This is a genomic window from Roseomonas genomospecies 6, assembly GCF_008365375.1.
GTDB lineage: Bacteria > Pseudomonadota > Alphaproteobacteria > Azospirillales > Azospirillaceae > Azospirillum.
Window position 1 is genome coordinate 67,718 of record NZ_QOKW01000009.1, and the last position, 26,999, is coordinate 94,716.

At 64.9% G+C, this 26,999-nt stretch carries 24 protein-coding genes, 1 tRNA gene and 1 pseudogene; 15 read left to right on the forward strand and 11 right to left on the reverse strand.

The genetic code is table 11. The annotated features are described in order from the left end of the window. Positions 1–25 precede the first annotated feature (25 nt). Positions 26–901 carry a TIGR01459 family HAD-type hydrolase gene (locus tag DS843_RS13530; RefSeq protein WP_149469416.1) on the reverse strand — a complete coding sequence of 292 codons (876 nt, stop codon included), beginning with the start codon at positions 899–901 and terminating at the stop codon, positions 26–28. 38 nt (positions 902–939) lie between these two features. Next, complete coding sequence (locus tag DS843_RS13535; protein WP_149469417.1) at positions 940–2,166, reverse strand: glycosyltransferase family 4 protein; 1,227 nt, start codon at positions 2,164–2,166, stop codon at positions 940–942. Between the two features lie 43 nt (positions 2,167–2,209). On the opposite strand from DS843_RS13535, the gene DS843_RS13540 reads away from it, so the two are divergent. Together DS843_RS13540 and DS843_RS13545 are read left to right on the forward strand one after the other, a co-directional pair. Next, complete coding sequence (locus tag DS843_RS13540) at positions 2,210–3,013, forward strand: alpha/beta hydrolase (protein ID WP_149469418.1); 804 nt, start codon at positions 2,210–2,212, stop codon at positions 3,011–3,013. A 134-nt stretch (positions 3,014–3,147) separates the two neighbouring features. Continuing rightward, positions 3,148–3,238 (forward strand) — tRNA-Ser (locus DS843_RS13545). A 138-nt stretch (positions 3,239–3,376) separates the two neighbouring features. Here the strand turns inward: DS843_RS13545 and DS843_RS13550 are convergent. Continuing rightward, on the reverse strand, positions 3,377–3,889 hold the full coding sequence (locus DS843_RS13550; protein ID WP_149469419.1) for a metallophosphoesterase family protein: 513 nt from the start codon (positions 3,887–3,889) through the stop codon (positions 3,377–3,379). A gap of 95 nt (positions 3,890–3,984) precedes the next feature. After that, positions 3,985–4,224, reverse strand: a complete 240-nt coding sequence (locus tag DS843_RS13555) for a DUF4170 domain-containing protein (RefSeq protein WP_149469420.1) — start codon at positions 4,222–4,224, stop codon at positions 3,985–3,987. A 249-nt stretch (positions 4,225–4,473) separates the two neighbouring features. Here DS843_RS13555 and DS843_RS13560 point away from each other — a divergent pair, with 249 nt between their 5' ends. Beyond that, entirely contained in the window at positions 4,474–5,121 is a 648-nt protein-coding gene (locus DS843_RS13560; protein ID WP_286192083.1) for a cytochrome b/b6 domain-containing protein, read from the forward strand. Positions 5,122–5,186: 65 nt separating this feature from the next. Here DS843_RS13560 and DS843_RS13565 read toward each other — a convergent pair whose 3' ends face one another. Continuing rightward, positions 5,187–5,615: a c-type cytochrome gene (locus DS843_RS13565; protein WP_149469422.1), complete on the reverse strand. Its 429-nt coding sequence runs from the start codon at positions 5,613–5,615 to the stop codon at positions 5,187–5,189. A 274-nt stretch (positions 5,616–5,889) separates the two neighbouring features. Here DS843_RS13565 and DS843_RS13570 point away from each other — a divergent pair, with 274 nt between their 5' ends. The 3 genes from DS843_RS13570 to DS843_RS13580 all read left to right on the forward strand — a co-directional run bounded on the left by DS843_RS13570 (position 5,890) and on the right by DS843_RS13580 (position 8,355). Next, a complete protein-coding gene (locus tag DS843_RS13570) occupies positions 5,890–7,095 on the forward strand; it encodes a pyridoxal phosphate-dependent aminotransferase (protein ID WP_149469423.1) in 1,206 nt (401 codons plus the stop codon). Positions 7,096–7,225: 130 nt separating this feature from the next. Next, positions 7,226–7,978, forward strand: a complete 753-nt coding sequence (locus tag DS843_RS13575) for a hypothetical protein (protein ID WP_149469424.1) — start codon at positions 7,226–7,228, stop codon at positions 7,976–7,978. Continuing rightward, positions 7,975–8,355: a HEPN domain-containing protein gene (locus DS843_RS13580; RefSeq protein ID WP_149469425.1), complete on the forward strand. Its 381-nt coding sequence runs from the start codon at positions 7,975–7,977 to the stop codon at positions 8,353–8,355. Before DS843_RS13575 ends, DS843_RS13580 begins: the two co-directional genes overlap by 4 nt. A gap of 134 nt (positions 8,356–8,489) precedes the next feature. Here the strand turns inward: DS843_RS13580 and nhaA are convergent, their stop codons facing one another. Together nhaA and DS843_RS13590 are read right to left on the reverse strand one after the other, a co-directional pair. After that, positions 8,490–9,716: a Na+/H+ antiporter NhaA gene (gene nhaA, locus DS843_RS13585; RefSeq protein WP_149469426.1), complete on the reverse strand. Its 1,227-nt coding sequence runs from the start codon at positions 9,714–9,716 to the stop codon at positions 8,490–8,492. A 122-nt stretch (positions 9,717–9,838) separates the two neighbouring features. Beyond that, positions 9,839–11,245: an Nramp family divalent metal transporter gene (locus DS843_RS13590; protein WP_149469427.1), complete on the reverse strand. Its 1,407-nt coding sequence runs from the start codon at positions 11,243–11,245 to the stop codon at positions 9,839–9,841. Positions 11,246–12,010: 765 nt separating this feature from the next. Between DS843_RS13590 and DS843_RS13595 the strand changes: the two genes are divergently transcribed. Continuing rightward, complete coding sequence (locus tag DS843_RS13595) at positions 12,011–12,253, forward strand: hypothetical protein (protein ID WP_149469428.1); 243 nt, start codon at positions 12,011–12,013, stop codon at positions 12,251–12,253. A gap of 136 nt (positions 12,254–12,389) precedes the next feature. On the opposite strand, the gene DS843_RS31760 is transcribed toward DS843_RS13595, so the two are convergent. From DS843_RS31760 to DS843_RS13605, 3 genes are all read right to left on the reverse strand, one after another. Further along, positions 12,390–12,518, reverse strand: coding sequence for a hypothetical protein (locus tag DS843_RS31760; protein WP_286192084.1), 129 nt, complete (start codon positions 12,516–12,518; stop codon positions 12,390–12,392). A 262-nt stretch (positions 12,519–12,780) separates the two neighbouring features. Then, complete coding sequence (locus DS843_RS13600) at positions 12,781–14,820, reverse strand: elongation factor G (protein ID WP_149469429.1); 2,040 nt, start codon at positions 14,818–14,820, stop codon at positions 12,781–12,783. A 197-nt stretch (positions 14,821–15,017) separates the two neighbouring features. After that, positions 15,018–15,956 (reverse strand): ketopantoate reductase family protein, encoded by a 939-nt coding sequence (locus DS843_RS13605; RefSeq protein WP_149469430.1) that lies wholly within the window; start codon positions 15,954–15,956, stop codon positions 15,018–15,020. Between the two features lie 253 nt (positions 15,957–16,209). Between DS843_RS13605 and DS843_RS13610 the strand changes: the two genes are divergently transcribed. The 3 genes from DS843_RS13610 to DS843_RS13620 all read left to right on the forward strand — a co-directional run bounded on the left by DS843_RS13610 (position 16,210) and on the right by DS843_RS13620 (position 18,011). After that, positions 16,210–16,701, forward strand: coding sequence for a cache domain-containing protein (locus DS843_RS13610; protein WP_149469431.1), 492 nt, complete (start codon positions 16,210–16,212; stop codon positions 16,699–16,701). A 242-nt stretch (positions 16,702–16,943) separates the two neighbouring features. Further along, a complete protein-coding gene (locus DS843_RS13615; RefSeq protein WP_149469432.1) occupies positions 16,944–17,411 on the forward strand; it encodes a Dps family protein in 468 nt (155 codons plus the stop codon). Between the two features lie 141 nt (positions 17,412–17,552). Continuing rightward, positions 17,553–18,011 (forward strand): DoxX family protein, encoded by a 459-nt coding sequence (locus DS843_RS13620; protein ID WP_149469433.1) that lies wholly within the window; start codon positions 17,553–17,555, stop codon positions 18,009–18,011. Between the two features lie 43 nt (positions 18,012–18,054). On the opposite strand, the pseudogene DS843_RS13625 reads toward DS843_RS13620, so the two are convergent. Then, positions 18,055–18,654 (reverse strand): annotated as a pseudogene (locus DS843_RS13625) (FAD-dependent oxidoreductase); the annotation flags it as partial. 151 nt (positions 18,655–18,805) lie between these two features. On the opposite strand from DS843_RS13625, the gene DS843_RS13630 reads away from it, so the two are divergent. From DS843_RS13630 to DS843_RS13650, 5 genes are read left to right on the forward strand one after another with little or no spacing between them, the layout of a single operon-like run. After that, positions 18,806–20,242, forward strand: a complete 1,437-nt coding sequence (locus tag DS843_RS13630; protein ID WP_167525302.1) for a site-specific integrase — start codon at positions 18,806–18,808, stop codon at positions 20,240–20,242. Continuing rightward, the gene (locus DS843_RS13635) at positions 20,242–23,511 is read left to right on the forward strand and encodes a VPA1269 family protein (protein WP_149469435.1); all 3,270 of its coding nucleotides are present in this window, start codon (positions 20,242–20,244) and stop codon (positions 23,509–23,511) included. The genes DS843_RS13630 and DS843_RS13635 overlap by 1 nt, the downstream gene beginning before the upstream one ends. Before the next feature lie 59 nt (positions 23,512–23,570). Next, positions 23,571–24,311, forward strand: a complete 741-nt coding sequence (locus DS843_RS13640; protein ID WP_149469436.1) for a hypothetical protein — start codon at positions 23,571–23,573, stop codon at positions 24,309–24,311. Beyond that, a complete protein-coding gene (locus DS843_RS13645; protein ID WP_149469437.1) occupies positions 24,286–24,750 on the forward strand; it encodes a hypothetical protein in 465 nt (154 codons plus the stop codon). The genes DS843_RS13640 and DS843_RS13645 overlap by 26 nt, the downstream gene beginning before the upstream one ends. Beyond that, positions 24,750–26,990 carry an AAA family ATPase gene (locus DS843_RS13650; protein ID WP_149469438.1) on the forward strand — a complete coding sequence of 747 codons (2,241 nt, stop codon included), beginning with the start codon at positions 24,750–24,752 and terminating at the stop codon, positions 26,988–26,990. Before DS843_RS13645 ends, DS843_RS13650 begins: the two co-directional genes overlap by 1 nt. Positions 26,991–26,999: the final 9 nt, after the last annotated feature.

Here is a 26,999-nt window from a genome sequence, read left to right on the forward strand (position 1 = left end):
GGGAACGGGCGCGCCCGGCTCCGCCCTACCAGCGCAGGCTGGGCAGCCCGTAGGTCGGGCGGTGCCCGGCGGCCTGCGCGGCGGCGGCCAGCTTGACCGGATCGACGGATTCGCCCCAGGCGCCGCCCAGCTCCTCCCGGTGGATGCCGAAGGTGACCAGCGCCACGTCGATCCCGGCGGCGTTCGCCCCGGCCACGTCGGTGCGCAGGCTGTCGCCCACGGCCAGGATGCGCCGCTTGTCCGCGACGCCCATCAGCGACAGGCAGCGGTCATAGACCGGGGCGTGCGGCTTGCCATGCCAGAACACGTCGCCGCCCATCTCCTCGTAGCGTTGGGCCAGCGTGCCGGCGCAGATGACCATGTCGGGGCCGACCATCACGATCAGATCGGGGTTCGCGCAGATCATCGGCAGTTTCCGGCGGCGGCAGGCCTCCAGCGCCGGCTCATAGGCCGACAGCGGCTCGCCGAAGTCCACGATGCCGGTGTTGACGACGAAGTCGGCCTCGTCGGGCGTCGGCACGACCGTGTAGTCCAGCCCCTGGAACACGTCCACGTCGCGGTCCGGGCCGATGTGGTACAGCCGGCGTCCCAGGGCGGCGTGCCACGGGTCGTCGCGGTCCCGCAGCGCGTCGTAGGCCGCCTCGCCGGAGGTCATGACATGGTCGTAGCGTTCGCGCCCGATGCCCATGCCCTCCAGCTTGGCGATGACGCCTCCGGTGCGGCGCGGCGCGTTGGACAGCAGGCAGATCACCTTGCCCGCCTCGCGCAGCCGGTCCAGGCACTCGGGAACGCCGGGATAGGGCTGCTCGCCATCGTGCAGGACGCCCCACAGGTCGAGGATGACTCCGTCGTAACGGTCGATGACGGGGGCGATGCCGGAAAGCTGGACGATGTCGGTCATGATGTCCGGTGGTGTGACGGGCGGGAAGGAACGGCGGCTCAGCGGCCCTGCGGGGGGCGCTTCGGCTCGGCCAGAAGCTCCGCATAGACGGCGAGCGTGTCGGCGCACATGCGCTGTTTGGTGTAGCGCTCGGTAACGAAGGCGCGGGCGCGGGCGCCGATGGCGTCGCGCTGCTCCGGCGTGAGGGACAGCGCCTCGTCCAGCGCCTTGGCCAGCGCGTCGGGATCGGCGGGCGGCACCACCCAGGCGGTCTCGCCGGGAATCACCGTCTCCTGATAGGCGCCGATGGCCGAGACGATCACGGGACGGCCCATGGCCTGCGCCTCCACGATCACGCGCCCGAAGGCTTCCGGCTCCTGCGAGGCGGAGACGACGACGGTGGACAGCCGGTAGGCGGCGGCCATGTCGTTGCAGTGGTCGGTCATCGTCACGACGCCTTCCAGACCGGCGCGGCGCGCCTGCTCCTCCAGCTCCTGCCGGTAGCCGGTGCGGCCCTGGTCCGACCCGACGAGAAGCGCGCAGACATCCTTGCGGCCCAGCTTCGCCAGCGCGTCGATCAGCACGGTCTGGCCCTTCCATCGGGTCAGGCGGCCGGGCAGCAGGATCACCGGCTTGTCGTCGGGCAGCCGCCATTTCTGGGCGAGCTGGATCATGCGGGCGGAGCTGACCCGTTCCGGCGCGAAGGACATCGGATCGATGCCGCGGTGGATGGTGCGGATGATCGCCGGATCGACCGCGTAATTCTCCAGGATGTGGCCGCGGATGAAGCCGGAGATCGCGATGATCCGCTCGCCCCGCGCCATCACCGAATTGTACCAGCGCTTCAGCCCGTTCTTGTAATTGTAAGGGGCGTGGAAGGTGGTCATGTAGCGCGCCCCGGTGGCGCGGCAGGCCAGCCACGCGCTCCAGGCCGGGGCGCGGGAGCGGGCGTGCACGATGTCCACGCCATTCTCCCGGATGATCGCCTCCAGCTTGCGCGCGTTGCGGCGGATGACCAGCGGGTTCTTGGAGGCCAGCGGCAGGGTGATGTGGCGGATGCCGGCGCGGTCCAGCTCCGCCGCCATCGGCCCGCCCTCCGACGCCACCAGCGGCAGCGCCCCGGCCTGGGCCAGCGCCAGCGCCACGTCGATGCAGCCGCGCTCCGCCCCGCCGGTGACCAGCGCCGGCAGCACCTGGAGAACGACGGGCCGGCGCCCGCCCTCCGCGAAGGCGCTGGCCGGGTTGCGCGGTGCCTCGCCGGTGCTAAGCTGGGATTCGACGTCCATAGTCACAGATTCCTAAAGTCCTGGCCCACAGAGGTGTCCGATCATGACCGAACCCGCAGCCGGCCCCGTCCCGTCGCCGGGCGGCGCGCACCATAGCCTGAAGCGCGGCGCCGCGACCATAGCCTATCGTCACACCCCGGGCCGCGACCCGGAAGGTCTGGCCCCCGGCGTGATGTTCCTGGGCGGCTTCATGTCGGACATGACCGGCACCAAGGCGCTGGCCCTGGAGGCGTGGGCGGAGCGCGAGGGGGTGTCCTTCACCCGCTTCGACTATCAGGGCCACGGCGCCTCCAGCGGGCGGTTCGACGAGGGCACCATCGGGCTGTGGGCCGACGACGCGCTGGCCGTTCTGGACCGCGTGACGGTGGGGCCGCAGGTCCTCGTCGGCTCCTCCATGGGCGGCTGGATGATGCTTCTGACCGCGCTGCGCCGTCCGGAGCGGGTGGCCGGTCTGGTCGGCATCGCCGCCGCCCCGGACTTCACCGAAGACCTGATGTGGGACCTCTTCGACGAGTCCGTCCGCCGCGAGATCCTGGAAACGGGCCGCTGGCTGCGCCCGTCCGGCTATGGGCCGGAGCCGCAGCCGATCACCCGCGCGCTGATCGAGGACGGGCGCAACCACCTGCTGATGCGCGGGCCCATCGCCTTCGACAAGCCGGTGCGCCTTCTGCACGGCATGGCCGACCCCGACGTGCCCTGGCAGGTCAGCCTGACCCTGGCCGAAAAGCTGACCGGAGCGGATGTGCGGGTCACGCTGATCAAGGACGGCGACCACCGCCTGTCCCGCGACCAGGACATCGACCTGCTGTGCCGCACGGTGAGCGATCTGATCCGCGACCTCGGTTGAGGCGAGGGGCGGCTGAGAAAGGATACTTTGATCCGCAATGCGGATCATCCCGAAGGCGGTGCAAGATTTTTCCGAAAAAGTGATTTCAGGGGCTTGCGCACCGCCTTCGGTCTGGATATAAACGCGGCCTCTGCGGAGGGGTGGCCGAGTGGTCGAAGGCGCACGCCTGGAAAGTGTGTATACCCCAAAAGGGTATCGAGGGTTCGAATCCCTCTCCCTCCGCCAGTTTTTCTTAGCAAGCCGCTGAGTGGAGCCGGTCGATAAGACCAAGCCGGTTCTTCGAAACTGATCAGTTATATCCACGCCATTCCCACTGTATCGGCCTTCCCTTGCTGGAAGCCGCGGCGGGTGTCGCGTGGACTATTACCGTTTCTTCGTCCGTTGCCGTGAGGCAAGAATCTCATCGACGGTGACCGGGCGGAAATTCCACACATCCACCCCCACGTCGAATTGCCGGGTCATGCCCTTCAATTGCCCGTGGCTGTGACCGTGCAGGTTCAGGGCGCCCTTGTACATGCCGTTCCAGGTGCGGAAGGCGTAGTGGCAGAGGACCAGCCGCCGCTCGCCCAGAAGAAGCTCCGCGTAGTCCTGAACGCTCGCCCAGCCGGGCAGGGTCCGGGTGGCGGGGCCGTCGTTGTTGCCGGTGATGAGGTGCTTGGTGCCGTGCAGGCGTTCCAGGAGCGCCGCCATCTCGTCCGGCTTGCGGTGCAGGGCGAAGTCACCCAGATGCCAGACGTCGTCGTCCGGACCGACCGTGGCGTTCCAATTGGCCGCCATGGCCGCGTCCATGTCCGTCACCGACGCGAAGGGGCGGCGGAAGCGGCTGAGCGCGCCGGCGTGGCCGAAATGGGTGTCGCTGGTGAAGAAGACCGCCATCGGGGGTCCTCAACGCACCGGCGGCGCGCAGGGTTCCCCGCGCCGCCGGTGCCGCAGGCCGTCAATCGTGGCAAGCCGTCAATCGTGGCAAGCCGTCAGTCGTGCTTGTGGCCGTCCACCGACGGGTCCAGCAGACGGTGCAGGTGCACGATGAAGTAACGGGTGTGCGCGTCGTCGATCGTCGCACCGGTGGCGCCGCGCCACGCCTTGTACGCATCGTCGTAGCTGGGGAAGATGCCCACGATGTGGACCTTCGTTGGGTCCACGAACTGGTCGGAATCGGGGCGGACGAGTTCACCGCCGAACACGAGGTGGAGAAGCTGCTTGTCGGGCATGACGCGGGCATCCTTGTTGGGCTGGATTTGAGGAAACTCATATCCGCCGTCCCCCTGCTTCTTCAAGTGGAATGACAGTGCTGTGACGCTGTGGCTCCCCCCGATTGCCACTTTTTTTCGGAAATGCGGGCAAAAGGCACCGCCTTGGGGCATAGTTCAAGGAAGAACAGGAGAAGCGAGGGGTGATTCATGGTTGCTGGTAATACCACAAATCGCACGACAGCCCGGTGCGATGTGGCCGTCTGGGACTTGCCGACGCGCCTGTTTCATTGGGGGCTGGTCCTTCTGGTGGCGGTCGCGATCGTTTCCGCGAAGACCGACCGGATGACCATCCACATGCTGGCGGGAGAGGCGATCCTGGCGCTTTTGCTGTTCCGCCTCGTCTGGGGGCTGATCGGCAGCCAGACGGCGCGCTTCGCCGATTTCGTGAAGGGGCCGCGCGCGGTCCTGGCCTACGCCGCCGGGACGCTTCGCGGCAAACGCGGGGGCATGGCGGAAAAGCCGGTGCTGGGGCACAACCCGATGGGTGGGCTGATGGTGCTGGCGCTTCTGGGGGCGCTGACGCTCCAGGCGGTCGCCGGCCTCTTCACCTCGGACGACATCCTGGTCGACGGGCCGTTGGTGGCTCAGGCGTCGGGGGACGTGGTGGCGGGCTTCAGCACCCTGCACCGTGTCCTGGCCGACGGAATCCTGATCCTGATCGGCGTGCATGTGCTGGCCGTGCTGGCCTATCTGGTGGTGAAGCGTGACAATCTGATCCGCCCGATGATCACGGGGCGGAAGACGATCCCGGCGGATGCGCCGGTGGAGCCGCCCAAGCGCCGTCCGGCGGCGCTGGCGCTGGCGGTGATGGCCGCGGCGGCGGGGCTGGTGGCGGCGGTGGTGCAGGCGGGCTGAGAAGGAAGGTCGGGCGTGCCTTCCCCGCGCCGGGCGGGGAAGGGGCGTTCCATGGATCGGCCGGATCAGTCGGCGCGGTAGCGATCGTGACAGGCCTTGCAGGCTCCGCCCACGGCGGCGAACTGCTTGGCGGTGGCGGCCTTGTCGCCGGAGGCGGCGGCGGTCTCCAGTTCCTTGGCGGCGGCCTGGAAGGCCTGGGCCTTGGCGGTGAAGTCGGCGTTGTTTGACCAGATGTCGGACTTGGCCTTGGTATCGCCCTTGTCGCTGCCCGCCGGGAACAGGGTCGGGATCTGGGCGGCGAAGGCACCCATGCGCTGGGCGACCGGGCCGACCTGGGCGACCTTGTCGCTGCCCAGCAGGTCCTTGATCTCGGCCATCGCCTTCTTGCTGGAATCGAAGCCGTCCTTGCGCGCCTTGATCGAATCCTGGGCCATGGCCGTGCCGCCGATGAGGAGCAGGGCGGCCGTGGCGGCCAGCGTGACGCGGGTGAGCATGCAGATCCTCCGGAGATGGGTTGATTAGAAAGAGGTAACATACCCCTTTCGTTGCGCCGGCTGTCAAGCCGGGCCTGTGCGGCGCGGCAACCGGGCCCGCGGGCCAGCCAGCCAGCCGCCGGTCCATCCGCCTGCCGGGAAACCGGCCCGCTCGGGGAGTGATCGGCTTGCAAGAGCAATAAGGCGGAAGTAAGGTCCCGCGTCGCGTTCGCGCGGACATACCAGTTTCCTCACCCCAACCTTCCGCCACCTTCGTCATAGGGGCCAGTACGCCATGTCGATCATCGCGTCCCGTCTGTCGCGCATCAAGCCCTCGCCGACCATCGCCGTCACCCAGAAAGCCCGCGAGCTTGCGGCGGCCGGTCGCGACGTCATCGGCCTCGGCGCCGGCGAGCCGGACTTCGACACCCCCGACAACATCAAGGACGCCGCCATCAAGGCCATCCAGGCCGGCGACACCAAATACACCGCCGTGGACGGCACGCCCGCGCTGAAGAAGGCCATCTGCGCCAAGTTCGAGCGCGAGAACGGCCTGACCTACGCGCCCGACCAGATCACGGTCGGCGTCGGCGGCAAGCAGGTGCTGTACAACGCCCTGATGGCGACGCTGAACCCCGGCGACGAGGTCATCATCCCGGCCCCCTACTGGGTGTCCTACCCGGACATGGTGGAGCTGGCGGAAGGCACGCCGGTCTTCGTCTCCTGCCCGGCCGAGCAGGGCTTCAAGCTGCAGCCCGCCGACCTGGAGAAGGCGATCACGCCGAAGACCAAGTGGCTGATCCTGAACTCCCCGTCCAACCCGTCGGGTGCGGCCTACACGCGCGACGAGATGAAGGCCCTGACCGACGTGCTGGTGAAGCACCCGCATGTCTGGGTCATGACCGACGACATGTACGAGCACCTGCTCTATGACGGCATCGAGTTCGTGACCCCGGCCCAGGTCGAGCCGGCGCTGTACGACCGCACGCTGACCGTCAACGGCGTGTCGAAGTCCTACGCCATGACCGGCTGGCGCATCGGCTACGCCGGCGGCCCGAAGGCGCTGATCAAGGCGATGGGCGTGATCCAGAGCCAGTCGACCTCCAACCCGACCTCGATCGCCCAGGCCGCCGCCGTCGAGGCGCTGAACGGTCCGCAGGACTTCATCAAGGAGCGCGCGGCGGTGTTCGCCCAGCGCCGCGATCTGGTGGTGTCGATGCTGAACCAGGCCAAGGGCATCTCCTGCCCGAAGCCGGAAGGCGCCTTCTACGTCTACCCGTCCTGCGCCGGCACCATCGGCAAGAAGACCCCGGACGGCAAGGTGATCGAGACCGACGAGGATTTCGTCACCTACCTGCTGGAATCGGAAGGCGTCGCGGTCGTCCAGGGTTCGGCCTTCGGCCTCGCCCCGCACTTCCGCATTTCCTACGCGACCAGTACCCAGGCTCTGGAAGAGGCCTGCAAGCGCATCCAGCGCGCCTGCGGCAATCTGAAGGACTGATCCCGGGCGGTTGATTGATCCGGGTGTGTGCGAGGGGGCCGGAAGGCCCCCTTGTTTTTTGCCCTTCCGCGGGTGGCTTTGCGGGCTTCCTCACCCGATGTTAGAGTGTGCGGAACGCGAGGATTCGGCCATGAATGCACCGGCACCGCAGAACGCCGCGGTGGAGCTTTGGAACAGCCTGAACCACCTGAGCCGTGACGACGGGGTTCAGGTGGAGCGTGTCCTTTGGAAATTTCGTGGACAGGTTGCCCGCAAACCCAATGATTTCATTGCGCGCATGGGGCTTGCCAGGGTGCTTCTCATGCTCGGTAGAAAGAGCGAGGCCATGCCGCATGTTGAAACCGTATGGGGCATGCGCCATGGACAAGCGTATGAAGATTTGGTCAGCCTTGGTGGGCTCCTCGTGAATTGCGGGAAACTTCCCGAAATGCTGGATTTGTACAACTCCTTGTCCGGTTTCCAAGGCGTTCACAACGATAGAATCCTTTGGCAGAATGCAGCCGAGCTTGCGTTCCGTCTCGGCGATCTTTCGGTGTGGGACCATTGGGATCGGATCACCAATGCTGCGACCTTGGAGCAGCGCCGGTGGCGGAGTCGCTTGTCCGCAGAGGGCCTGAACGATGCGTTTCAGCGCCATCAGGCGATTGCCGAAGCCATCGTCGGGCCATACACCAGCTATTTTCATGGCACCATTATTCCAGATGGGGATGGTGAGGCGACCGCCTATCTGGAGTATTTCACCGATCTCGACCAGGATGCCCGCTTCGAGATTGAAGGCGCCATCGCCGATCGGCTGGACTCGGATGAACTGATCCGTGTGGCGGATTTCGTCACCGTATGCGTGCGCGGTTCGGCCGCTAACCGGATCGAGGCCGCCGCATGATTACCCCCGCCGATGTGCTGCGTGAAGCCCAAGCGCTTTTCGGCATGGACGATGGTGACGAGGTTCGTCGGCGCACCGCGGTGTCGCGCGCCTATTACGCGGCCTATCATCACGCTCGGTGCGCAGCCGAGGCGGATGGATACCGAGAGGACGGCAAGGCCAGCGTCCATTGGCAATTGCAGCGGCATTACAGCGGCAAGGCGAATCCCAAGCAGAGGCGCATCGCGCAGTTCCTTCGGAATTTGAAAGGCCTGCGTGTTCGCGCGGACTACCGGCTGTCGGAAGCCCTGAGCGTTTCTGAAGCAAGGGAGGCGCTCTCTCTGGCGGCGCACATCGTGACCCAGATTGATCGGATTTCCCAGGACAAACCGGCCTAGCCGGTAGAATGGAAAGAGGCGATTCGCATCGCATGGCGCTTTTCAATGATCCCGGGCGGTTCCGACCGACCTGAAAAAGTAGAGGGGGCCGAAAGGCCCCCTCTTTTCGTCTCTGCGCTTTATGGACCGCTGCTTTACGCGCTGCGGTCGGCTTCCGCGGTTTGCAGGACCGGGGCGATGGCCTTCGCCGACACCAGCCGCAGGACCACGGCGCCCGCTGTGGCGGACAGGAGCGAACCGGCGAAGACGCCCACCTTCACCGCGTCGCCAAGCTCCGGCGAGGTGGGGAAGGCCAGCGCTCCGATGAACAGGCTCATGGTGAAGCCAATCCCGCACAGCAGGGAAACGCCGTAGAGCTGCGCGATGTTGGCCCCGGCCGGCATGTTCGCGTAGCCCAGCCGGATGGTCAGCCAGGCGGTTCCGAAGACGCCGACCATCTTGCCCAGGAACAGGCCGAGCGCGATGCCCATCGGCAGCGAGCCGGTGAGGATCGAGGCTTCCATGCCGGCGAAGGACACGCCCGCGTTGGCGAAGCCGAAGATCGGGACGATCAGGAAGGCCACCCAGGGGTGGATGCCGTGCTCCAACCGAAGCAGCGGGGCATGCGCGTCCGCCGGCTGGCCGGCGGTGGAGCGCAGCGGGATGGTCAGCGCCAGGGTCACGCCCGCCAGCGTCGCGTGCACGCCCGACAGCAGAACCGCTCCCCACAGCCCGGCGCCCAGCACCAGATAGGGCAGGAGGGACCGCACGCCGAACCGGTTCAGGCCGATCAGCGCCGCCAGGATCAGCGCCGCCACGCCGAGCGCGGGCAGGGACAGGTCCGCGGTGTAGAACAGGGCGATGATGATGACCGCACCCAGATCGTCGATGATCGCCAGCGCCGTGAGGAAGATCTTGAGCGAGATCGGAACGCGCGGACCCAGAAGCGACAGGACGCCGAGCGCGAAGGCGATGTCGGTCGCCGCCGGAATGGCCCAGCCGTTGACCGTGGCGGGGTTGCCGGCGTTGAAGGCCAGATAGACCAGGGCGGGCACCAGCATGCCGCCCGCTGCCGCGATGCCCGGCAGGATTCGGCACGACCATGTGGAAAGCTGGCCGTCCAGCATCTCCCGCTTGATTTCAAGCCCGACCAGCAGAAAGAAGATCGCCATCAGGCCGTCGTTGATCCAATGCCCGATGCTGAGCCCCAGGACATAGGTGTGGAGCGTTTCGAAATAGGCGCCCGACAGAGGGGAATTCGCCACCACCAGAGCCAGCGCCGCGGCGACCATCAGCAGGATGCCGCCCGACGCCTCGCTGTTCATGAAGTCCCGGATGAAGGACGCCGGGCGCCGGCCGGCGGCTTGATTCTGAACATCCATGGCGCTTTGTTCCTTTCCTGATTGGCGGGAAAAACGGGATTTGGCGGAGATTGTAAAAAGATTGTGGCGCCACAGCGACTTCGCCATGGCGCCACCGGAAGTTTCCGCTCAGATGCGCGCCATCACATGAAGAACTTCGTGATCAGCACGTAGAGCGTCAAACCAATCAGGCTGATCGTGCCGGCCCAGGCCCAGCCGAACTGGAACTTGCTCGGCAGCAGTTCACGCTCGAAATCGCTCGTGAAGTTGTCCTTGACCGCCTTGATGGTCAGCCAGAACAGGACCGGCGAGAAGACCAGGGCCATGACGGAGGCGAGCTGGACCACGAAGATCGGCTCGGGCAGGCCGTAGACCACCGCGATGCCGGCGACCAGCCACGTCACCTGCATGCCGCGGTACAGCAGCTTGCGGATCGCCGCGGTGTCCCAGTCGCGCTTCAGACGGACCACGCACTCCTCGAACAGGCGGGCCTGACCGTCGAAGTAGGTGAAGACGGTGGAGAACAGAGCGGCCACGCCGCCGGCGATGATGACCGGGAAGATCCACGCGCCGAAGGTGTCGGTGTAGATGCTGGCGATGGTCACGCCCATCTCCGAACCCTTGGGCACCAGACCCTGCGGGTGCAGCACGACGGCACCGACGATCAGGAAGATCATGCCCGACAGCATCGAGATGATGTAGCTGATGTTCATGTCGCGCTTGAACAGGATCAGGCTGTTCTTCATGTAGTTCGGGTCCATGTGCACGGTGTGCCCCTGGGCCCGCATCTCGTTGACCTTCACCATGCCGGCCTTCTTGTCCACGGCCCAGTTGGACTGCATGGGCGCGACTTCCAGCGTGGTCGGGAAATAGCCGAACATGGCCCCGAACAGCATCATCGAGCCGATCGGCGGCAGGGTCGGCAGCAGACGCGACAGATACTCGCCCGGCGGCGGGGCCTGGAGCGCGAAGGCCACGAAGCAGGACACGGCGAAGACGATGATGAGGATCTTGCAGATGCCCTCGACCGCCTTGTAGCTGCCCATCCACAGGATTCCGACGGTCAGCAGAAGGATGGCGACCGCCCAGAGCTGCATCGACATGAACGGGAAGGCCGCCCACATCAGCGCCGCGCAGCCCAGCGCGCGGCCGGCGATGCCCACGGTGTTGGCGAAGCCCTGGAAGATCATGAACCACAGCGGCCAGGTGCCAACGCGGTGGTAGGCGTTGATGATGGATTCGCCCTTCACCATCGTGTAGCGGTGGGCGAATTCGAAGGCGCAGTATTTGATGATGTAGGCGGCCAGGATCACCCACAGCAGATCGTAGCCGTACAGCGCGCCGGCGGTCGGCGCGTGCATGATGTGGCTGGCGCCGATGCCGGTCATGGCCGCGGCGATGCCGGGACCCATGGCCTTCCAGGTGTCCATGAAGCCGGTGCCGGGGGCTTCCAGCCGGATGACCTTCTTGGCGCTTCCGTCCGCGGCGGCGCCGGCACCGTATTGGCCATCGGCGTCGATGGCCGCACTGTTCGTCGAGCTGATGCTCATACCCAACTCCTCCCTAGGATTGGCCTGTCGATTGGCGTCGGGCCGCTTGGTGATTTTCGGCCCGCTTCCGTCCGGCTCCTTTCCTGATCCATGCTCCGATGCAGGCTGGTTTCCCGCATGCCATAGTTTGGTATGCCAAATATCAGCGACGCGTAGGGAAAAATTTCCCTGGGGGGTGGGCGTTTTTCAGACTCAGGAAAAATGCAAAAATCGGGGACTAAAAGTGCGACTACCCATATCGGCACCAATCCCGGCGCTTCATGAGAAAGCAAGCCGATGATGAAGTTTGCGGGTTGCCATCGACCGGAAGATCGTCCATATGCCGTTGGACTCAGCGCGCTTGGGCCGCACGCTGCGTCTCCTCCCCGAAGGCTGTTCCTGTGAATCCAGGAACAGCCTTCTTTCGTTCCGATGCTTTGCGGGGACAAAAATTTTTTCAGTTTTCAGGGATGAAAACTGAGTGCCGCTGAGTCGGCTTTGGGTCTTCGTGAAGACCGGTGATTTGCGGGCCTAGGTTATTAATCCCCGAAATGCAAAAATTTTTTGAAGGACCCGGTTCCGCGACGGGAAACCACGACATCGTTTTGTGTTTTGCCGTATTGTGAAAAATGCGCAGGTGTTCGGGAACTGAAAACGCCTATCCTTACGGGTAGGGCGAGCGGAAAGCCGTGCAACACGCGGCGGCAAACCTGTTGTCCGGGGCATCGCTCCGAAGGATTGCGCCGCCTGAATTCGGCGCCATGAACCGAATGCGTGGGAGTTCCCATGATCCTGGAACCGATCTCACTCGCCGTGGCGTTGTGCCTCGCCACGTTCGCCGCGACCTACATCGCTTCCGTGCTGAACTCGGTGTGGGACAGTCACAAGGACCCCGGCGCCATCCTCGCGCCCGTACGGCCCTGGGGGCGCCCGGCCAACATGAACCGTGCCCCGCGCGGGGCGCGCCGTCATTTGTGGATTGCCGGAGAGGCGCCGGAGTTGAAACACCGGAATGAAAGGCCGGAGTGAGGCGCCTGAGTGAAACGGGGGCGCCCGGAAACGGTCAGGTGCCGGCGGTCAGCGTAAGGCCGGAATCGGAAAGGGCCGCGACACGATCGCGGCCCTTTCGTCGTCCGGTGTTGCCCGGCTTGCTGCAAGGCATGGCTTACAGGAAGCCGTACAGGCGGGACTTTTCGCACCAGGCTTCCATGAAAGACTTGAAGGCTTGGATGAAAGTCGTGCCGGTCGAACCGTTCCGGTTGGTGTGAAGGTGGCTTACAGTCGCGTAGGTCATGATTGCCTCCGTTGTTCGATAAAAAGAATCTGCGCTGGTATACCCAATACCAGAAGCGCAATCCATGCACCTCTCGATTGCCGTCAACACATGACAGGTCGCCAAACAACTACTTTTGGTTTGTTGGACTGATTTATTGTGCAGCTGATTTTCTTTCCCTGCTTTGCGCGGTCCTGCACCGTCGCCAGGACGGTGGCAAAAAAATGGAGCCGGAGGATGAACCCTCCGGCTCCATGGCCTTCACCGCTCGACCCCTTGAATGCTACTGCGCCGCCAGCGCCTCCTTGCGGATTTCCACCGCCTTGTCGGCGGCCTTGCCGGTCAGTTCCTGCAAGCGTTCGAAACTCCAGGTGAAGGTGCCGACGCCGAGCGAGAGCGACCGCAGTTCCACGATCAGGTCGTGCATCTCGGCCTGCGGCAGATAGGCCTTCACCTCGTCCCAGCCCTGCCAGCCGGGGCGCGCGTCGTAGCCCAGGATCTGCCCGCGCCGTCCGCTGACCAGACGCTGGACCTTGGACGTGAAGTCGCTTGGCACGGCGATGGAGACGGTCAGGATCGGCTCCAGGAGAACCGGGTCGCAGGCCGGCAACGCCTCGGTCATCGCCTGCCGCGCCACCGTCTTGAAGGCCATTTCGGAGCTGTCCACGGCGTGGAACTGCCCGCCGGTCAGCTTCACCGCGAAATCCACCACGGGGAAGCCCAGCGGCCCGCGCACCGCATAGTCGCGCACGCCGGTCTCCACCGCCGGGATGAACTGGCGCGGCACGACGCCGCCGACGATGCCGTCCTCGAACTGAAAGCCGGTGCCGCGGGGCAGGGGCTTCACCTCCACATGGATGTCGGCGAACTGGCCGTGCCCGCCGGTCTGCCGCTTGTAACGGGCGTGGTGGGACGTGCTCTTGCGGATCGACTCGCGGTAGGGCACCTGCGGCGGCACGCCCTTGACCGTGACGTTGAACTTGTTGCGCAGCCGGTCCATGGCGATCTGGAGGTGGATGTCGCCCTGGCCCCACAGCACCAGTTCGCTCGTGTCGGCGGACTGGTCCAGCCGCAGGGCGGGGTCCTCCTCCACCAGCTTCTGGATGGCGGCGGTCAGCTTCACCTCGTCGTTGCGGTTCTGGGCGTGCAGGGCGAGGCCGAAGACGGGGGACGGCAGCTCCGGCCACGGCGCCGGGCGGCCCGCGTTGCCCTTGTCGGTCAGCAGGTCGCCGGTCGCCGCCTTGTCGAGCCGGCCCAGAGCCACCACCTCGCCCGCCGCCGCCTGGGACAGCTTTTCCTGGTTGTGGCCCATCATGCGGAAGACGCCGGACACCCGCTCCCCGCCCAGCGTCATGCCGTCGCTCACCGTGCCCCGCCAGACCCGCGCGAGGCTGATCTTGCCGGCGTGGGAGCCGTTCAGCGTCTTGAAGACCTGGGCGGCCACCGCGGCGTCGGCGGGGATGCCGGCGCGCTCCGCCGTCGTGGCGACGTCGGGTCCTTCGTGGCGCAGCGCCTTCAGCAGGCGGCGGATGCCGTTGTCGTTCTCCGCCGAGCCGAAGAAGACCGGGACGATCAGATCCTCCGCCAGTTCGCTGGCCAGCCGGTCGTAGACCTCCTGCGTGTCGGGGGCGACGTCCTCCAGCAGCTTTTCCAGGAGCGCGTCGTCATAGTCGGCCACGGCCTCCAGCATCTCCTGCCGGGCCTCGTGCTCGCGGTCCTTCAGGCTGTCGGGGATCTGCACGAGGTTGGACGGCTTGTGCGGGTTGAAGTGCCAGGCGCGCTCGCTGACCAGATCGACGAAGCCGGTGATCTTCCCCCCCTCGCGGATCGGCACCTCGCGCAGCACCAGCTTGCGCGCCGACACCGCCTGATAGGCCTGCACCACATCGCGCACCCGCAAGTCGCCCAGGCCGTCCACCTTGTTGATGAACAGCAGGTGGGGGATGCGGTTGTCGTCCAGGAACTTGAACAGGGGGGCGAGCAGCACGGCCTTTTCCGGCGCCGCCTCGGCCACGATCACGGCGACGTCGGCCACCATCAGGGCGTTCTGGGTCTCGCAGACCAGCTCGACCGAGCCGGGGCAGTCGAGCACCGTCCAGCGTTCGCCCAGATACTCGAAGGAGGCGAGATTGACCTCCACGCTCATCTGCCGGGCCTTGGCTTCGGGAGAGCTGTCGCCGACCGCGTTGCCGTCGCGGACGCTGCCCTTGCGCGTGGTGGCCCCGGCGGCGGACAGCAAACTTTCCAGAAGCGATGTCTTGCCGCTGAGATAGGGGCCGACCAGCGCGGCGCAGCGGGCCGTCTGGATCTGTGTATGGGGCATGCACACCTCCCGTTTGGTCCCGTATGGGCTGATTGCCGGAACGCCGGGCGGCCTGGGCGGGCCTGCAGGAAGCCGGACTGGTCCGGTGCTTTGAAAGCGGTGCCTTTTCAACGTCATGGTCCACCCGCGCCGGGGGACCTGTCGATGGAAAAAAGGGGCGGCATGACGTCACGCCGCCCCGTCCGGGGTGTCTTTCCTTATGGCGGTCCGTCGGCGTAGGGCGCCAGGGCCGCCGCGACCACCCGGTGGACGGGCGTCGGCACCCCAAGCTCCGCCCCCAACTGCACCGCCGCCCCGGACAGCCAGGGCAGCTCCAGCCGTCCGCCCCGCGTCAGGTCGTTCAGCATCGAGGACGCCATGGCGGGCGGCAGGCTGTCCAGCAGGGACTCGACGCGGGCGACGATGCCGGTGCCCAGGTCCACGTCGCGGGCGCGGGCCAGCCGGGCGACCTCCGCCACCGCATCCAGGAACAGGGCGCGGGTTTCCGGCACGCGGCGGATCACCCCGGCGGGCTGGCGGGTCAAGGCGGTGATCCCGCTGAAGGGCGCCAGGAAGGCGAACTTCTCCCACAGCGCGCGCAGGATCGCGGCGGACAGCACCGCCTCGAACCCGGCCGCCTCGGCCAGCGCGTGGAAGGCGGTCAGCCGGGGGGAGGGGCGTCCGTCCAGCTCCCCGTAGGTCAGGCGGGCCAGGGTGCCGGTGTGGCGGATCACGCCGGGGGCGGCGACGGTGGCGCCGATGTGGGCGACGCCGCCGGCCACATGCTCCCGTCCCAGAATCCGGCACAGCGTGTCCAGCCCGGTGACGCCGTTCTGGACGGAGACCACGACGGTGCCGGGCTTCAGCAGCGGGCGGCAGGCCTCCGCGGCCCGGTCGGTGTCCCACAGCTTGACCGCGAACAGCACGAGGTCCACCGGCCCGACCTCCGCCGGGTCGTCGGTGGCCCGGACGTCCGTCAGGTGCAAGGGCGCCGCCTCGCTTTCGATGCGCAGGCCGCCGCTGCGGATGGCCTCCAGATGCGGGCCGCGGGCGATGAAATGCACCTCCATTGCGCCATTTGCCACCGCGCCGCTTGCCGCAAGCCGCGCGCCGAAATAGCCGCCGACCGCGCCCGCCCCCATGATTGCGATGCGCATGCGTTGCTCCTCCCATTGGCGGTCGGGGCCGGTGCGCTCCGTTCGGTGGGGCCGATCCGCTGGCGGAGGACCCGGATGCGCCTTCTCAATCCCCGGATGTCGAAGGACAGTGTGGCGCGACCGGGTCTTTGCGGCAATAGGCCGCAGGATACCGCATTGCCGGACGCGGGCTTTCTTTCGAAAGTGCACGGAAGCGAACAGCGACCTTACTCGAACGTCACGTCCCGGCATCGGCCGGCCTGGGGGATCTGCCATGCGCGCCTTCGTCCGTTTGCCGCCGGCCCGCGTCTTATGGGTCCTTCTGGCCGCCGTCCTGATCGCGACCGTCCGGATCGCGGGCGCCGAGGCCCAAATGCACAGGCCGGCGCAGGAGGAGGCCCGCGCGATCGCGCTGAAGGCGGTGGACCTGATCGTGGAGAAGGGGCTGGAGGCGGCGGCGGATGCGTTCAACCGCGACGGCGAATTCAAGCATGGCGAGATCTACGTCAACGTCATCGACTTCGCCGGAGTCTGGAGGGTCTATCCGCCCCGGCCCGCCGGAATCGGGATGAGCGTGATCAACGTGAAGGACCCGGACGGGCGGGACATCGTCCGCGACATCCTGTCGGTCGCGCGGGACTCGGGCGAAGGCTGGGTGGAATACCGCTGGCTGAACCCGTCCAGCAACCGGATCGAGCCGAAGGTCACCTTCGTGAAGCGCGTGCCGGGGCAGGAACTCGTCGCCTATGTCGGCGTGTATCGGTGACGCCGCGCGGCTTGCGGTCCGGGACGCTTGATACGAACGCTGTTGCAGCGCACATCTTGACCCGCCCCCGGCGCGCCCAAGCTTGTCTGGATGGTGGTTCACACGGCACGCCGGGGCATGCGAGCTGCGCAGGGCTGTTTTTTAGAACTCTTCTAAAGTAGGGCCTTTACCCGGGACGCAACTGGGCGTAGCCTCGATTGCAGCCAAGAATGGAAGACAACCCGTCGGAGGATAGAGGAACCATGCAGATCGACATCGGGATTGCGGAAGCCGACCGGAAGGCCATCGCCGAGGGGCTGAACCGCGTGCTGGCCGACACCTTCGCGCTGTACCTGAAGACGCATTCCTTCCACTGGAACGTCACGGGTCCGATGTTCAACACGCTCCACGCCATGTTCATGACCCAGTACACGGAGCTGTGGACCGCCCTGGACGAGGTGGCGGAGCGCATCCGCGCGCTCGGCTATCCGGCGCCGGGCAGCTTCTCGCAGTTCACCAAGCTCGCCTCCATCAAGGAGGAGCAGGGCGTGCCGAACGCGCAGGAGATGCTGCGCCAACTCGTCGAGGGGCACGAGGCCGTTGCCCGCACCGCCCGTCAGGTCTTCCCCACCGCGGAGCAGGCCAACGACCAGCCGACCGCCGACCTGCTGACCCAGCGCCTGCAGATCCACGAGAAGACCGCCTGGATGCTGCGCTCCATGCTGGAATAGTCCGCACCGTCCAGCGCTTCGCGATTTTCGATGGGGCGCCGTCCTTCGGGGCGGCGCCCCATCCTTATTGGGGTGGCGCGAAACAACAGGGTGAGCGGTCGTGTTTCTTCCCGAATGTCCGATGGGCAGGGAGAGGACGCCATGGCCTCTTACGACTTCGACAGGACGCGGGGAACGGACCGGGCGGCGACGGGCGGGCAGGATCTTCTGCTGCTGGGCGCGAGGCTTCTGCTCGGCGCGATCTTCGTGGAGAGCGGCTTCGGCAAGCTGATGAATCTCGGCGGATTCGCCGGAAGCCTGGAAGGGCAGGGGCTGCCCATGCCGATGCTGCTGGCCGCGCTGGGCGCCGCCGTGGAGTGTTTCGGCGGGCTGGCCGTGGTGCTGGGGGCCTGGACGCGGCTGGCCGCCGCGGCGCTGATCGCCTTCACCATCATGGCGACACTGATCGCCCACCGCTATTGGGCCTATCCGCCGGAAGCCCAGGGAATGCAGCGCATCCAGTTCATGAAGAACCTCGCCATCATCGGCGGCTTCCTGGCGCTGATCGCCGCCGGGCCCGGGCGTTTCAGCGTGGACAGGCTGCTGACCCGGCGGCGATGAGGAGGCCGGACGCCCGGCCTCCCGCTTTCGTACCTTGCCAGCCTTACCAGTTGCCGGCGGGGCTCGGCTCGCCCTCGTGGTGGGCAAGCCAGCGCTCGGCCTCCAGGGCGGCCATGCAGCCCATGCCCGCGGCGGTGACGGCCTGCCGGTAGATCTTGTCCTTCACGTCGCCCGCGGCGAAGACGCCCGGCACGTTGGTGGCGGTCGAATCGGGGGCGGTGACGATGTAGCCCTCCGCGTCGGTCTCCACCTTGCCCTTGAAGACGGCGGTGGCCGGCACGTGGCCGATGGCGACGAACACGCCCGCCACGGGGATCACCCGCTCCTCACCCGACTTCACGTTCTTCACGCGCACGCCGGTGACGCCGCGCGGGTTGCCCATGGACCCGTCGCCCTCGCCGACGATCTCTTCGACCACGCTGTCCCAGACCACCTCGATCTTCGGGTTGCGGAACAGGCGGTCCTGCATGATCCGCTCCGCGCGGAAGCTGTCGCGGCGGTGGATGACCGTCACCTTGGAGGCGTGGTTGGTGAGGTACAGCGCCTCCTCCACCGCGGAATTGCCGCCGCCGACCACCGCGATCTCCTTGCCGCGGAAGAAGAAGCCGTCGCAGGTGGCGCAGGCCGAAACGAATCGTCCCTTTCCCGGACATACTGAACGCCTCATCGGCGACTACGACATAGGGATGATAGTCCTATTTTGGGCTTGCAATCTGCTAAGCCATACCCATACTGGCATTCGAAGCGTTGCCCAGGCCGTAACCTGGCGGTTCGAGATTCGGAGGAAGGCGGTCATGCCTGTGCCGAACAAACCAAGAACATTCTCCGTTTTCGATGTCCGTACGAACATTGAGGGACAATACCTGCCGGTATTGATCCTCGACGATCTCCACGGAAGCCCGCAGGTGTCACGCGAATGGGTGTCCTTCGCCCTGAACGAGATCCTCACCGGGACTACTTTGCAGCGCCTGCGGGCTGCGGCCTTTGCCGTCGGCATGCTCCATGATTTCCTCGTTTTGCACGAGAAAAACAGGGTCCTCACGGCAGAGGAACTCCAGGTGCTCATCCTGAAGTTCTTCGCTGCGCGAGGAAACGGAACGATGCTGGACGAGGACGGCTCTGACCCGACCGGCCTCTACTGGACCTCCGTCAACTACAGGACCTATCTCCGAGATCAAGACAACATCTACCGTTTCTCGCGGTGGTGTGTGGATCGGTTTGGCTACGTCCCGTTGTTCCGTCTCGCGGACACCCGGCAGGAGTCCGTGACGCTCATGAAGCAGAACTTCCAGAACTCCGCCATGGGGCAGCGTGACTTCTTCTTCCACCTGGCACGACACCGCAGCCAACAGAAGGCCGTCCTTCCGGGTTTGGGCCGGAGAAAAAGTCGGCGACGGAAGGAGGCGGTGGGCAACGAACGTCCGATTCCACAAGACGAGTTGTGTCGGCTGATCGCAGAGACGCCCAGCATCGTTCAGCGGATGGTGTTCATCCTGGGCGCCTTCGGCGGCCCTCGCATTTCCGAACAGTTGCACCTGTGGCGAGACGACGTGCTGCCGGGCCGCTTCAGGCCGCACCTGTTCCCAGACGATGTGGCTTCCGACGTCCCTCTGGTGGTTCTCGCGCATCCCACGGAGTCCACCTACACAGGGCGTCTGACGACAGGCAGCGTCACCCGGTTAGAGGCGCTACGGTCTCGCTACCGGCTACGCCCGCGTTGTCTGGACGAAAAGGATCCTCTGTTCGCGGGTTGGAAGGGGATGGCCGAAGACAACCCTCTGAGGCATATCTCGCAGGTCTTCTGGATCAGTGAGGAGTGGGCGAAGGTCTACTATCAGCACTACGAGGCCCTTCTCAAGCAGGTGTACCCAAGAGTGCCCAATGGGGTGCTGAACTCTCATCCCTTCCTTCTCATCAACGACGATCCGAAGACGCAGCACTTCGGGCAGCCTTTGAAGATGAGCAACATCAAGAAAGGATGGGAAAGGGCATGTCGCCGGATCGGTGTTGAACCGTACACGGGCCCTTACACGCTCCATTCCCTTCGGCACAAGTACGTTCACTTCCTCAAAGGTTCCGGGTTCCGTCCGGATGAGATCCAAAGACTTGTGCATCACGGATCGGTGGAGGCGCACGACGGCTACGGGAAGGATGCTTCGCGCCTGAACATGAGGCTCAGAGAGTTGCCGCTGAGACCTGCTGTGCTGGAGTTGTCCTTGGAGGGTCTCTGATGCTGCGTCCGAACAGCGAGTTCTGCAAGGAGTACCAGTACCCTGGCTCTGATCGCGTTGTGCTCGCCAACATGTCCAAAGATCAGTTCCTGCTGTTTCGCGAGCCGAAAGACAAGGACATGGCTCGTGTATGGGGTATGTACGAGTCGGAGTACCTAAAGCACCTTCATTGGTATCTGACGGCGACATATTCCGAAGTAACGTGGAGCAAGAGCAGGCAGCCGGAGCGAGTGGTTGGCACCAACGCCTACAATGGAATTTGTGAGTTGCTCAAGACTGAGGTGCTGCCCTTGGAGTTGGTTGCCGAGGTTGGGCGTTTGCACCTGATGAACGCTGGCGAGCAGCGGGCTTGGGTGCTTCAGGTTATCGGCAAGACGTGGAGCGACCTCCGGCACGTAGCAAAGAAGCCGCTGCGCAAATGGCTGCCCCCTACGAAGGACGAATTCCTCAACGGCGGAGGGTGGATCGACGGATTGGAACGTATGGTGGCTGAACACACCTCAACGTTCGCCAACAAGACGTCCGCGGCTGTGATTCCGCCACAGGTTACGTTCTTGCTGTGCCTCCTGCATCGAGAAGGATTCTTGCTCTTTCCTTCTGAAAACTGGGGGCGCAGCGTCAACTATGTGCCAAATGAGGCATGGCTGGCCGCGTCGCGTCGGGTAATCTACGATTCGACGGTTGCTGCACTTGAAGATCTGACCACGGGGTATGGCAGGGCCAACAACCTTCCGCGCCTGCCGGCGGTGCTGCGCTCCATGTTGCTGACGACCATCAAAGAGATGGACGATGTGCACCGCGACTTCAATAAAGATTTCTATGACTACAGATCAGACAACAAGGCCGTAGGCGAAACCGTCATTAGGTCGCTTACGCTCAAGATTCTGCGCCATTGGTCGGAACAGGTTCATGGCGCCGCAAAACTGGAAGATGAGGGGCTGGAAGGGCGTGATCTGTTCCAGTGGACACGCTATCCGAAGAAGAACAACCTTCCGACAGGGGTGGAGAACTATCACCCCGATGCAACGATCATCGGATGGGGGGACGCGCTTCAGAGTGTGATGGGTGCGCTGAACCACATGTACATGGATGATCACCGACGCGCTGCGAACTCATGGCTTGCCTACCTCTGGTCGTTGGATGAACGTCCCAGAGATCTAACCGACGTCGTTCGAGATCGGCACATTAATAGTGGCGAACCAAAGGGCGGATGCTTCAGATCGTATGTGTTGTCCATGGACATCAGAGACGACAGGAAGTTGACCATTGTTCGATTGTTGGGGAAACTCTTCGATCTCTTGATCAGTCAGCGCAACCTGGCGATCAAGAACCCTATCGTGTACGATCTCGATAAGTTCAGGTCCGGCGACAGCCGTCGCAAGACGGTGAGGATGCCGCTCAGCATCGACTTGATGTCCTACATTCGCGAGTTCAACTGTCGCGGTGAATTCGCGTTCTCAAGGTCTCTGGACGTTCACTACTGTGAGAGGCGAGACCCGGCAACTGACAAGGTGCGGAAGATGTGGTGGCCAGGCGTTGCGGTCGCCATCCACTTCCTTCTGGAACTGCCGTTGCGTGGCTTTCAGGTCCGTTTTCTCGACTCGGGCGAGGCGGATGAGGAAACCGTGGATGTCGAGCGGCTCCGGTGGCTTCGCAATACGTCAGAACACGCAAGGAATGGGCGTTCCAAGGGAGTGCTCTACATCGAGCAGGGGTGGGAAGGTGACCCGTTCCTCGGTGTTTACGTGAACACGAACAAGACCGGTGTGAGCGACGCTAGGTCCGGCTACCGGATCCCGTGGTGCCCTCCAGAGTTGGCTGATTACATCCGGATGCTGGCCGAATGGAACAGGGCAAACAACAACGTTGGCGAGTGTCCGCTTCTCGAAAAGAAGAACTACAACGAGATCAAGAACCCCGTCGTTAAGGCTGCGGTCGGAACATGCTTTCCGCTCTTCCGCGATCCCATCACCGACGATGGCTATCCGTTGCAGAGACGCCGTCTTGACGCCTACTGGCACAGGCTGGTCAGGGCTGTGGAGGACGAGATCAACGCTTCTCCGGAGCGCAAGGACAAGCGCCCGCTGCACCTGACCCGTCTTGATGGGAACGGAGAAGAGGCCGAGCGGGTGTCCCTGTTCGACATCCACTCACTCCGCGTCAGCGGCATCACCAACCTGATCGAGCGCGGTCTTCCGCCGTCGATGGTCATGGAGATCGTCGGGCACGCAACCGTCGTGATGACGCTGTATTACAACCGCACTCGCATGGAGAACCTGAACGCGCGCCTCAGGGACGTGTTGGGGCGGTATCCCAGCCCGGCTTCCATCCCAGACCTCGACATTCCGCAGATTGAGGATCTGCTCGAACATCTCGTCAATATTCGACCGTCTGCGCAGGGCAAGGACCTGGTCCGAGACAACCCACAAGGGTTCGGGAACGGGTCGTTCCACATCTTCGTCGATGGCATTTGCCCCGGTGGCGAGTGCGACACCGGTGGTGAGGGAACCAAAGGTGGCGCCGTCCCGGTACCCCGCCCCAGGGCGTGTTCGCTGTGTCGGTACCGTCTCACCGGCCCGTCCTTCTTGGGCGGTCTGGTCTACAACGCCAACCGACTCATGTACGAACTGCGGAAGATCGGAGAGCGGATCACCGGTCTGCTGGAGGACAGTACGGCAGCGGAAGAGCGGGGCGAAGGCACCGGTATCTACGAGGCCCAGATCAACGGCCTGTACGAAGAGGCATCCAACGTCTCCATCGAGTGGGCGGCGGAGGTGCAATACATCCATCACGTCCTGGACATGATGGACGCGAATGCCGAAGGGGATGGTGGTCAACTCGTCCTGATCGGGGCTGACGCTGGAGAGGTCAGCGTTGCAAGGCAGGCTAAGACCGACTTCCATCTTCTTCAGGAACTGGTTCGTTCTGCTGACATCATGCCCGGCTTCAAGCCGGACAAGGGCATCGTGTTGGACCACCGGGAATTGCTCAACGACATCCTGTCGCAGAACGATCTCGACCCCTTCCTTGTGCGTCTCGATCCGAAGACGCGTGACCGCGCTGCTGTGATGCTGGGCGAGGTCTTCCTCAAGTCCATCCCGGAAGGCGAATTTAGTGGCCTGTTGGATGGAGGACGGCGCTTGGTGGACTTCAGCCAAGATCTACCAGCCACGATCGCGGCCTTCGGAGAGCGCATGGTCAATGGAGCGCTGCCGAGTTCTGACGAAGCGATCGTTATCGATAGTGATCATCGGGACACGGAGACGTGACGCCCATGGTTCCAGCAACGGCGGCACCCCCGACATCTGCGCAGATCTTCGAGAGCCTCATGGAGGCTGCGAAGGATGATGGACGCCGCGAGACGCTGCTGCGCCTCAAGGAGGCTTGCGACGCGCTCCAGCGCAAGAAGGTGGAGATCACGGGTGCTGACGTGCAGAGGTACATCGAGGGATCCTATGGGCGAGAGGTAGGTCCGAAGGCGCAGTCGATTCGGAATGACTGCAAGAAGAAGGGTGTCCCAGGCTACCTTGGCATGTGGCAGTACCTTGAGGCCCGAAAACGAGAGCAGGTGTTTTCGAAGAAGCCGAATGCGGGGGCGTCGAATGCGCATCTAAGGGCGATCGATTCGGTTGAGGATCCGAACGAACGGGCTCTGCTACGCGATCTGTACGACCGCGCACTGCTCGCCGAGAAGAAGGTTGTTCGGGCGCAGCAACTCTTTGCGCGGATCGTGCCGGGGGTGGACTTTGCCGCGTGGCTGAAGGATGGCAGCACCGGAAGAGAAGGGTCGGGCACAGGTTCGTCGCTGACGATCAAGAGCGGGTGGATAACCGCCCTGGAGCAGACGCTCTCCTCGCTGACCGACGTCGAGAAACTCTCTCGTTGCGGTCTGGAGTACGACGGCAAGAGGGTCCGTCGGAAGGGCGGCTTGCCCGCGGTGTTGCTTGAACTTGGAGTAGTCGAGCACCTGGCTGAGATGCACCAGTACCTGGTGACCAACGCGCGTCCCGATGAGATTCCGCCGAAACAACTGGTGCCGTTCGATGGCGATGAAGTCGATCCTACCTGAGATCCTTCAGAAACTGGAGCCGTGGCTGGAGGAAGCCGACGCCAAGTGGCACGCGGCGCCTGAAGGTCAGCGTTTCCCCACTCTGCCCATCACGCCCGACCGGAAGGTCAATGTCCGCGAACTGGTTCGTCTGATCGGCTTGAAGCAGAGCCAGGAACAGCACTTCTTCAAGAAGCCCGAACTGGCGGCGGCGGTGAACGCCATCGCGGACATCCAAGGGGTTGGCAGCATCGGCAGCCGAGCCTTGGAAGACGCCGAGGATGACGCGGTCCGCAAGCGCATCCGCATGCTGAACAACACCAACAGCGACATGGCGAAGACGTTGGCTGAGCAGGAGGCTATTATCGCGGAGCAGCGGCGCATCATCGACCAACTCCGGGCTCAACTCGGGCTGCTGGAAGAGACCGGCATGACCATGCGCACCGAGGACGTCCGCTGATGCGCGTCGTGGTCCGGAAGATCGTTTCCGAGCGGGAGTATGGCTGCATCTTCGCGGCCGCACCCGAGGCGGAACCGGACCGCGAAGTGCGCGTCGTGGCTTGGGCGAACCGCATGGTCGGCATGCCAGTACCTGGCGAGATCTGGACCGTCGAAGGCAAGACCAGGCAGACCGAACGTGGTGATCAGATCGAGGCGGACCATGCCGTTCGCGTCCTGCCGACCGGTCGCCTGATCGTTACCTACTTGGCAACCCATCTGCCGGGCATCGGCCAGGAACGGGCGCAGCGCCTGTGGGACGCCTTCCGCCCTGATCTCGGAAGCGTCCTGGCCTCCGAGGCCAACATCGACGAGATCGCCAGGGTCATCGCCCCCGATCGACCGGTGCTGTCGGTTCGCCTTGCGTCGGCCGTGGTGCGGGAATGGATGGCGACGACGGCCACCACGAAGACGGTGGAGTGGCTGACGGCTCGGGGCGTCGAGAACCTTCGCCTGGCGCTGCGGGTGGTGCGCATCCTGGGCCCGAGCGCCGTGGAGCGCCTGGACCGCAACCCCTACTGCCTCGTTCCAGTCCTCTCCTGGAGCAAGGTGGACGAACTCGGCCTGCGTCTGCTGGCCGAGGCCGGCGAGATCGCCCCGCACGACGACCGGCGCCGGCTCGTCGGCGCGGTGGACGCCGCCATCAAGATGGCGATCCGTGCCGGCCACACACGTCTCACCGACGAGATGCTGCACGGCTATCTCGCGAAGCGACTCGGCGTCGTGCACGGTCACCCGCGCATTCAGGCCGCGGTGCACGCTGGGCGCGCCAACGGTGCCGTCGTCCCGGACGAGCGAGGATGGCGGGCGCCGGGCTGCGCCATCATGGAGGACCGCGTGGTCCAAATGCTGCGGGCCATGCAGTTCGACCCCGGACCCATCGCCGTTCCTTCTCAAAACGCCATAAAATGCCGCATGGAAGGCTTTGGCATCGACGGGCGGCGGCTGCACCCCGAACAGGTCCAAGCCGTCTCAGAAGCGCTCCAAAGGCCCGTCGCGTGCCTCCAGGGTGGAGCCGGAACCGGCAAGACGTTCACGACCCGCGCCATCGCGGCCCTTTGGGAAGACTTGGGCGGCGCCGTTCTGTGTTGCGCCCTCTCCGGCAAGGCCGCCCTGCGCCTCAACCAAGCGACCAAACTCCAGGCTCGGACGATCACGCGCTTGCTGGCCGACCTGGACCGCTACAAGGAGTGCCTGGAGCGGCTGAAGGAGCCCGACCTTGATCACCACGAACGTGAACGGCTGGAACGGGCCCTGCCGACCCTGCCGAACTTCACCGAGAAGGCGCTGCTCCTCTGCGACGAGGCGTCCATGGTGGACCTGCCGACCATGCACGCCATCCTGCGTCGCCTGCCGCGAGGTGCCCGGCTCCTGCTCGTTGGGGACGACTGCCAACTGCCGCCGGTGGGTTTCGGCCTCATCTACCACGTGCTCGTGTCGGATCCGGAGATCACGTCCAGCCTGAAGACCGTGCACCGCCAGACGGAGGCGTCCGGCATCCCGTCGGTGGCGGCCGCGATCCGGAACCGCCGGATGCCGGATTTCGCGGCCTACTCCGGCGTCAGCGATGGCGTCTCCTTCGTCGATGCTGAACCTGAGGTTCTGCTCGCCACCGTCCAGAAAATCGCCACAGACCTCGGCGGCTTCGACGACGGCAACCTTCTCTGCGTTACGGCAACGAACGAGGGCGTGGCGGGGATCGACCCGATCAATCGCATGTTCCATGAGGCTCACCGTCAGCGGCACGGGCTGCCGGACATGAAGGGGTACCTGGGGCAGCGGTTCAGCCGCGGCGAACCGGTCATCCACCTCCGGAACAACTACAAGCGGGACCTTTGGAACGGGTCACTCGGCCGGATCACGATGGTCGGCGAGGCGAGCGGCGGCGTCAAGGCGCTGTTCGACGGGCAGGAACATACCTTCCTGAAAGACGATCTCATCGACCTGGCGTTGGCCTACGGTATCACCTGCCACAAGGCCCAAGGCTCCCAAGCGAGGCGCGTGATCATCCCGATCTACCCAACCAGGCTGCTCGACCCGGCCTGGCTCTACACCGCCGTAACAAGGGCTGAAGCCCAAGCCGTGCTGGTCGGCTCCCGCGACGCGCTTACGAAAGCACTACGTCGGCCTTGGGCGACCGAGAACCGCATGGTGGGGCTGGAATGGCTAGGGGCAACAACGCCTTCTCCTCTGGCGATGTGATCGCTCTGG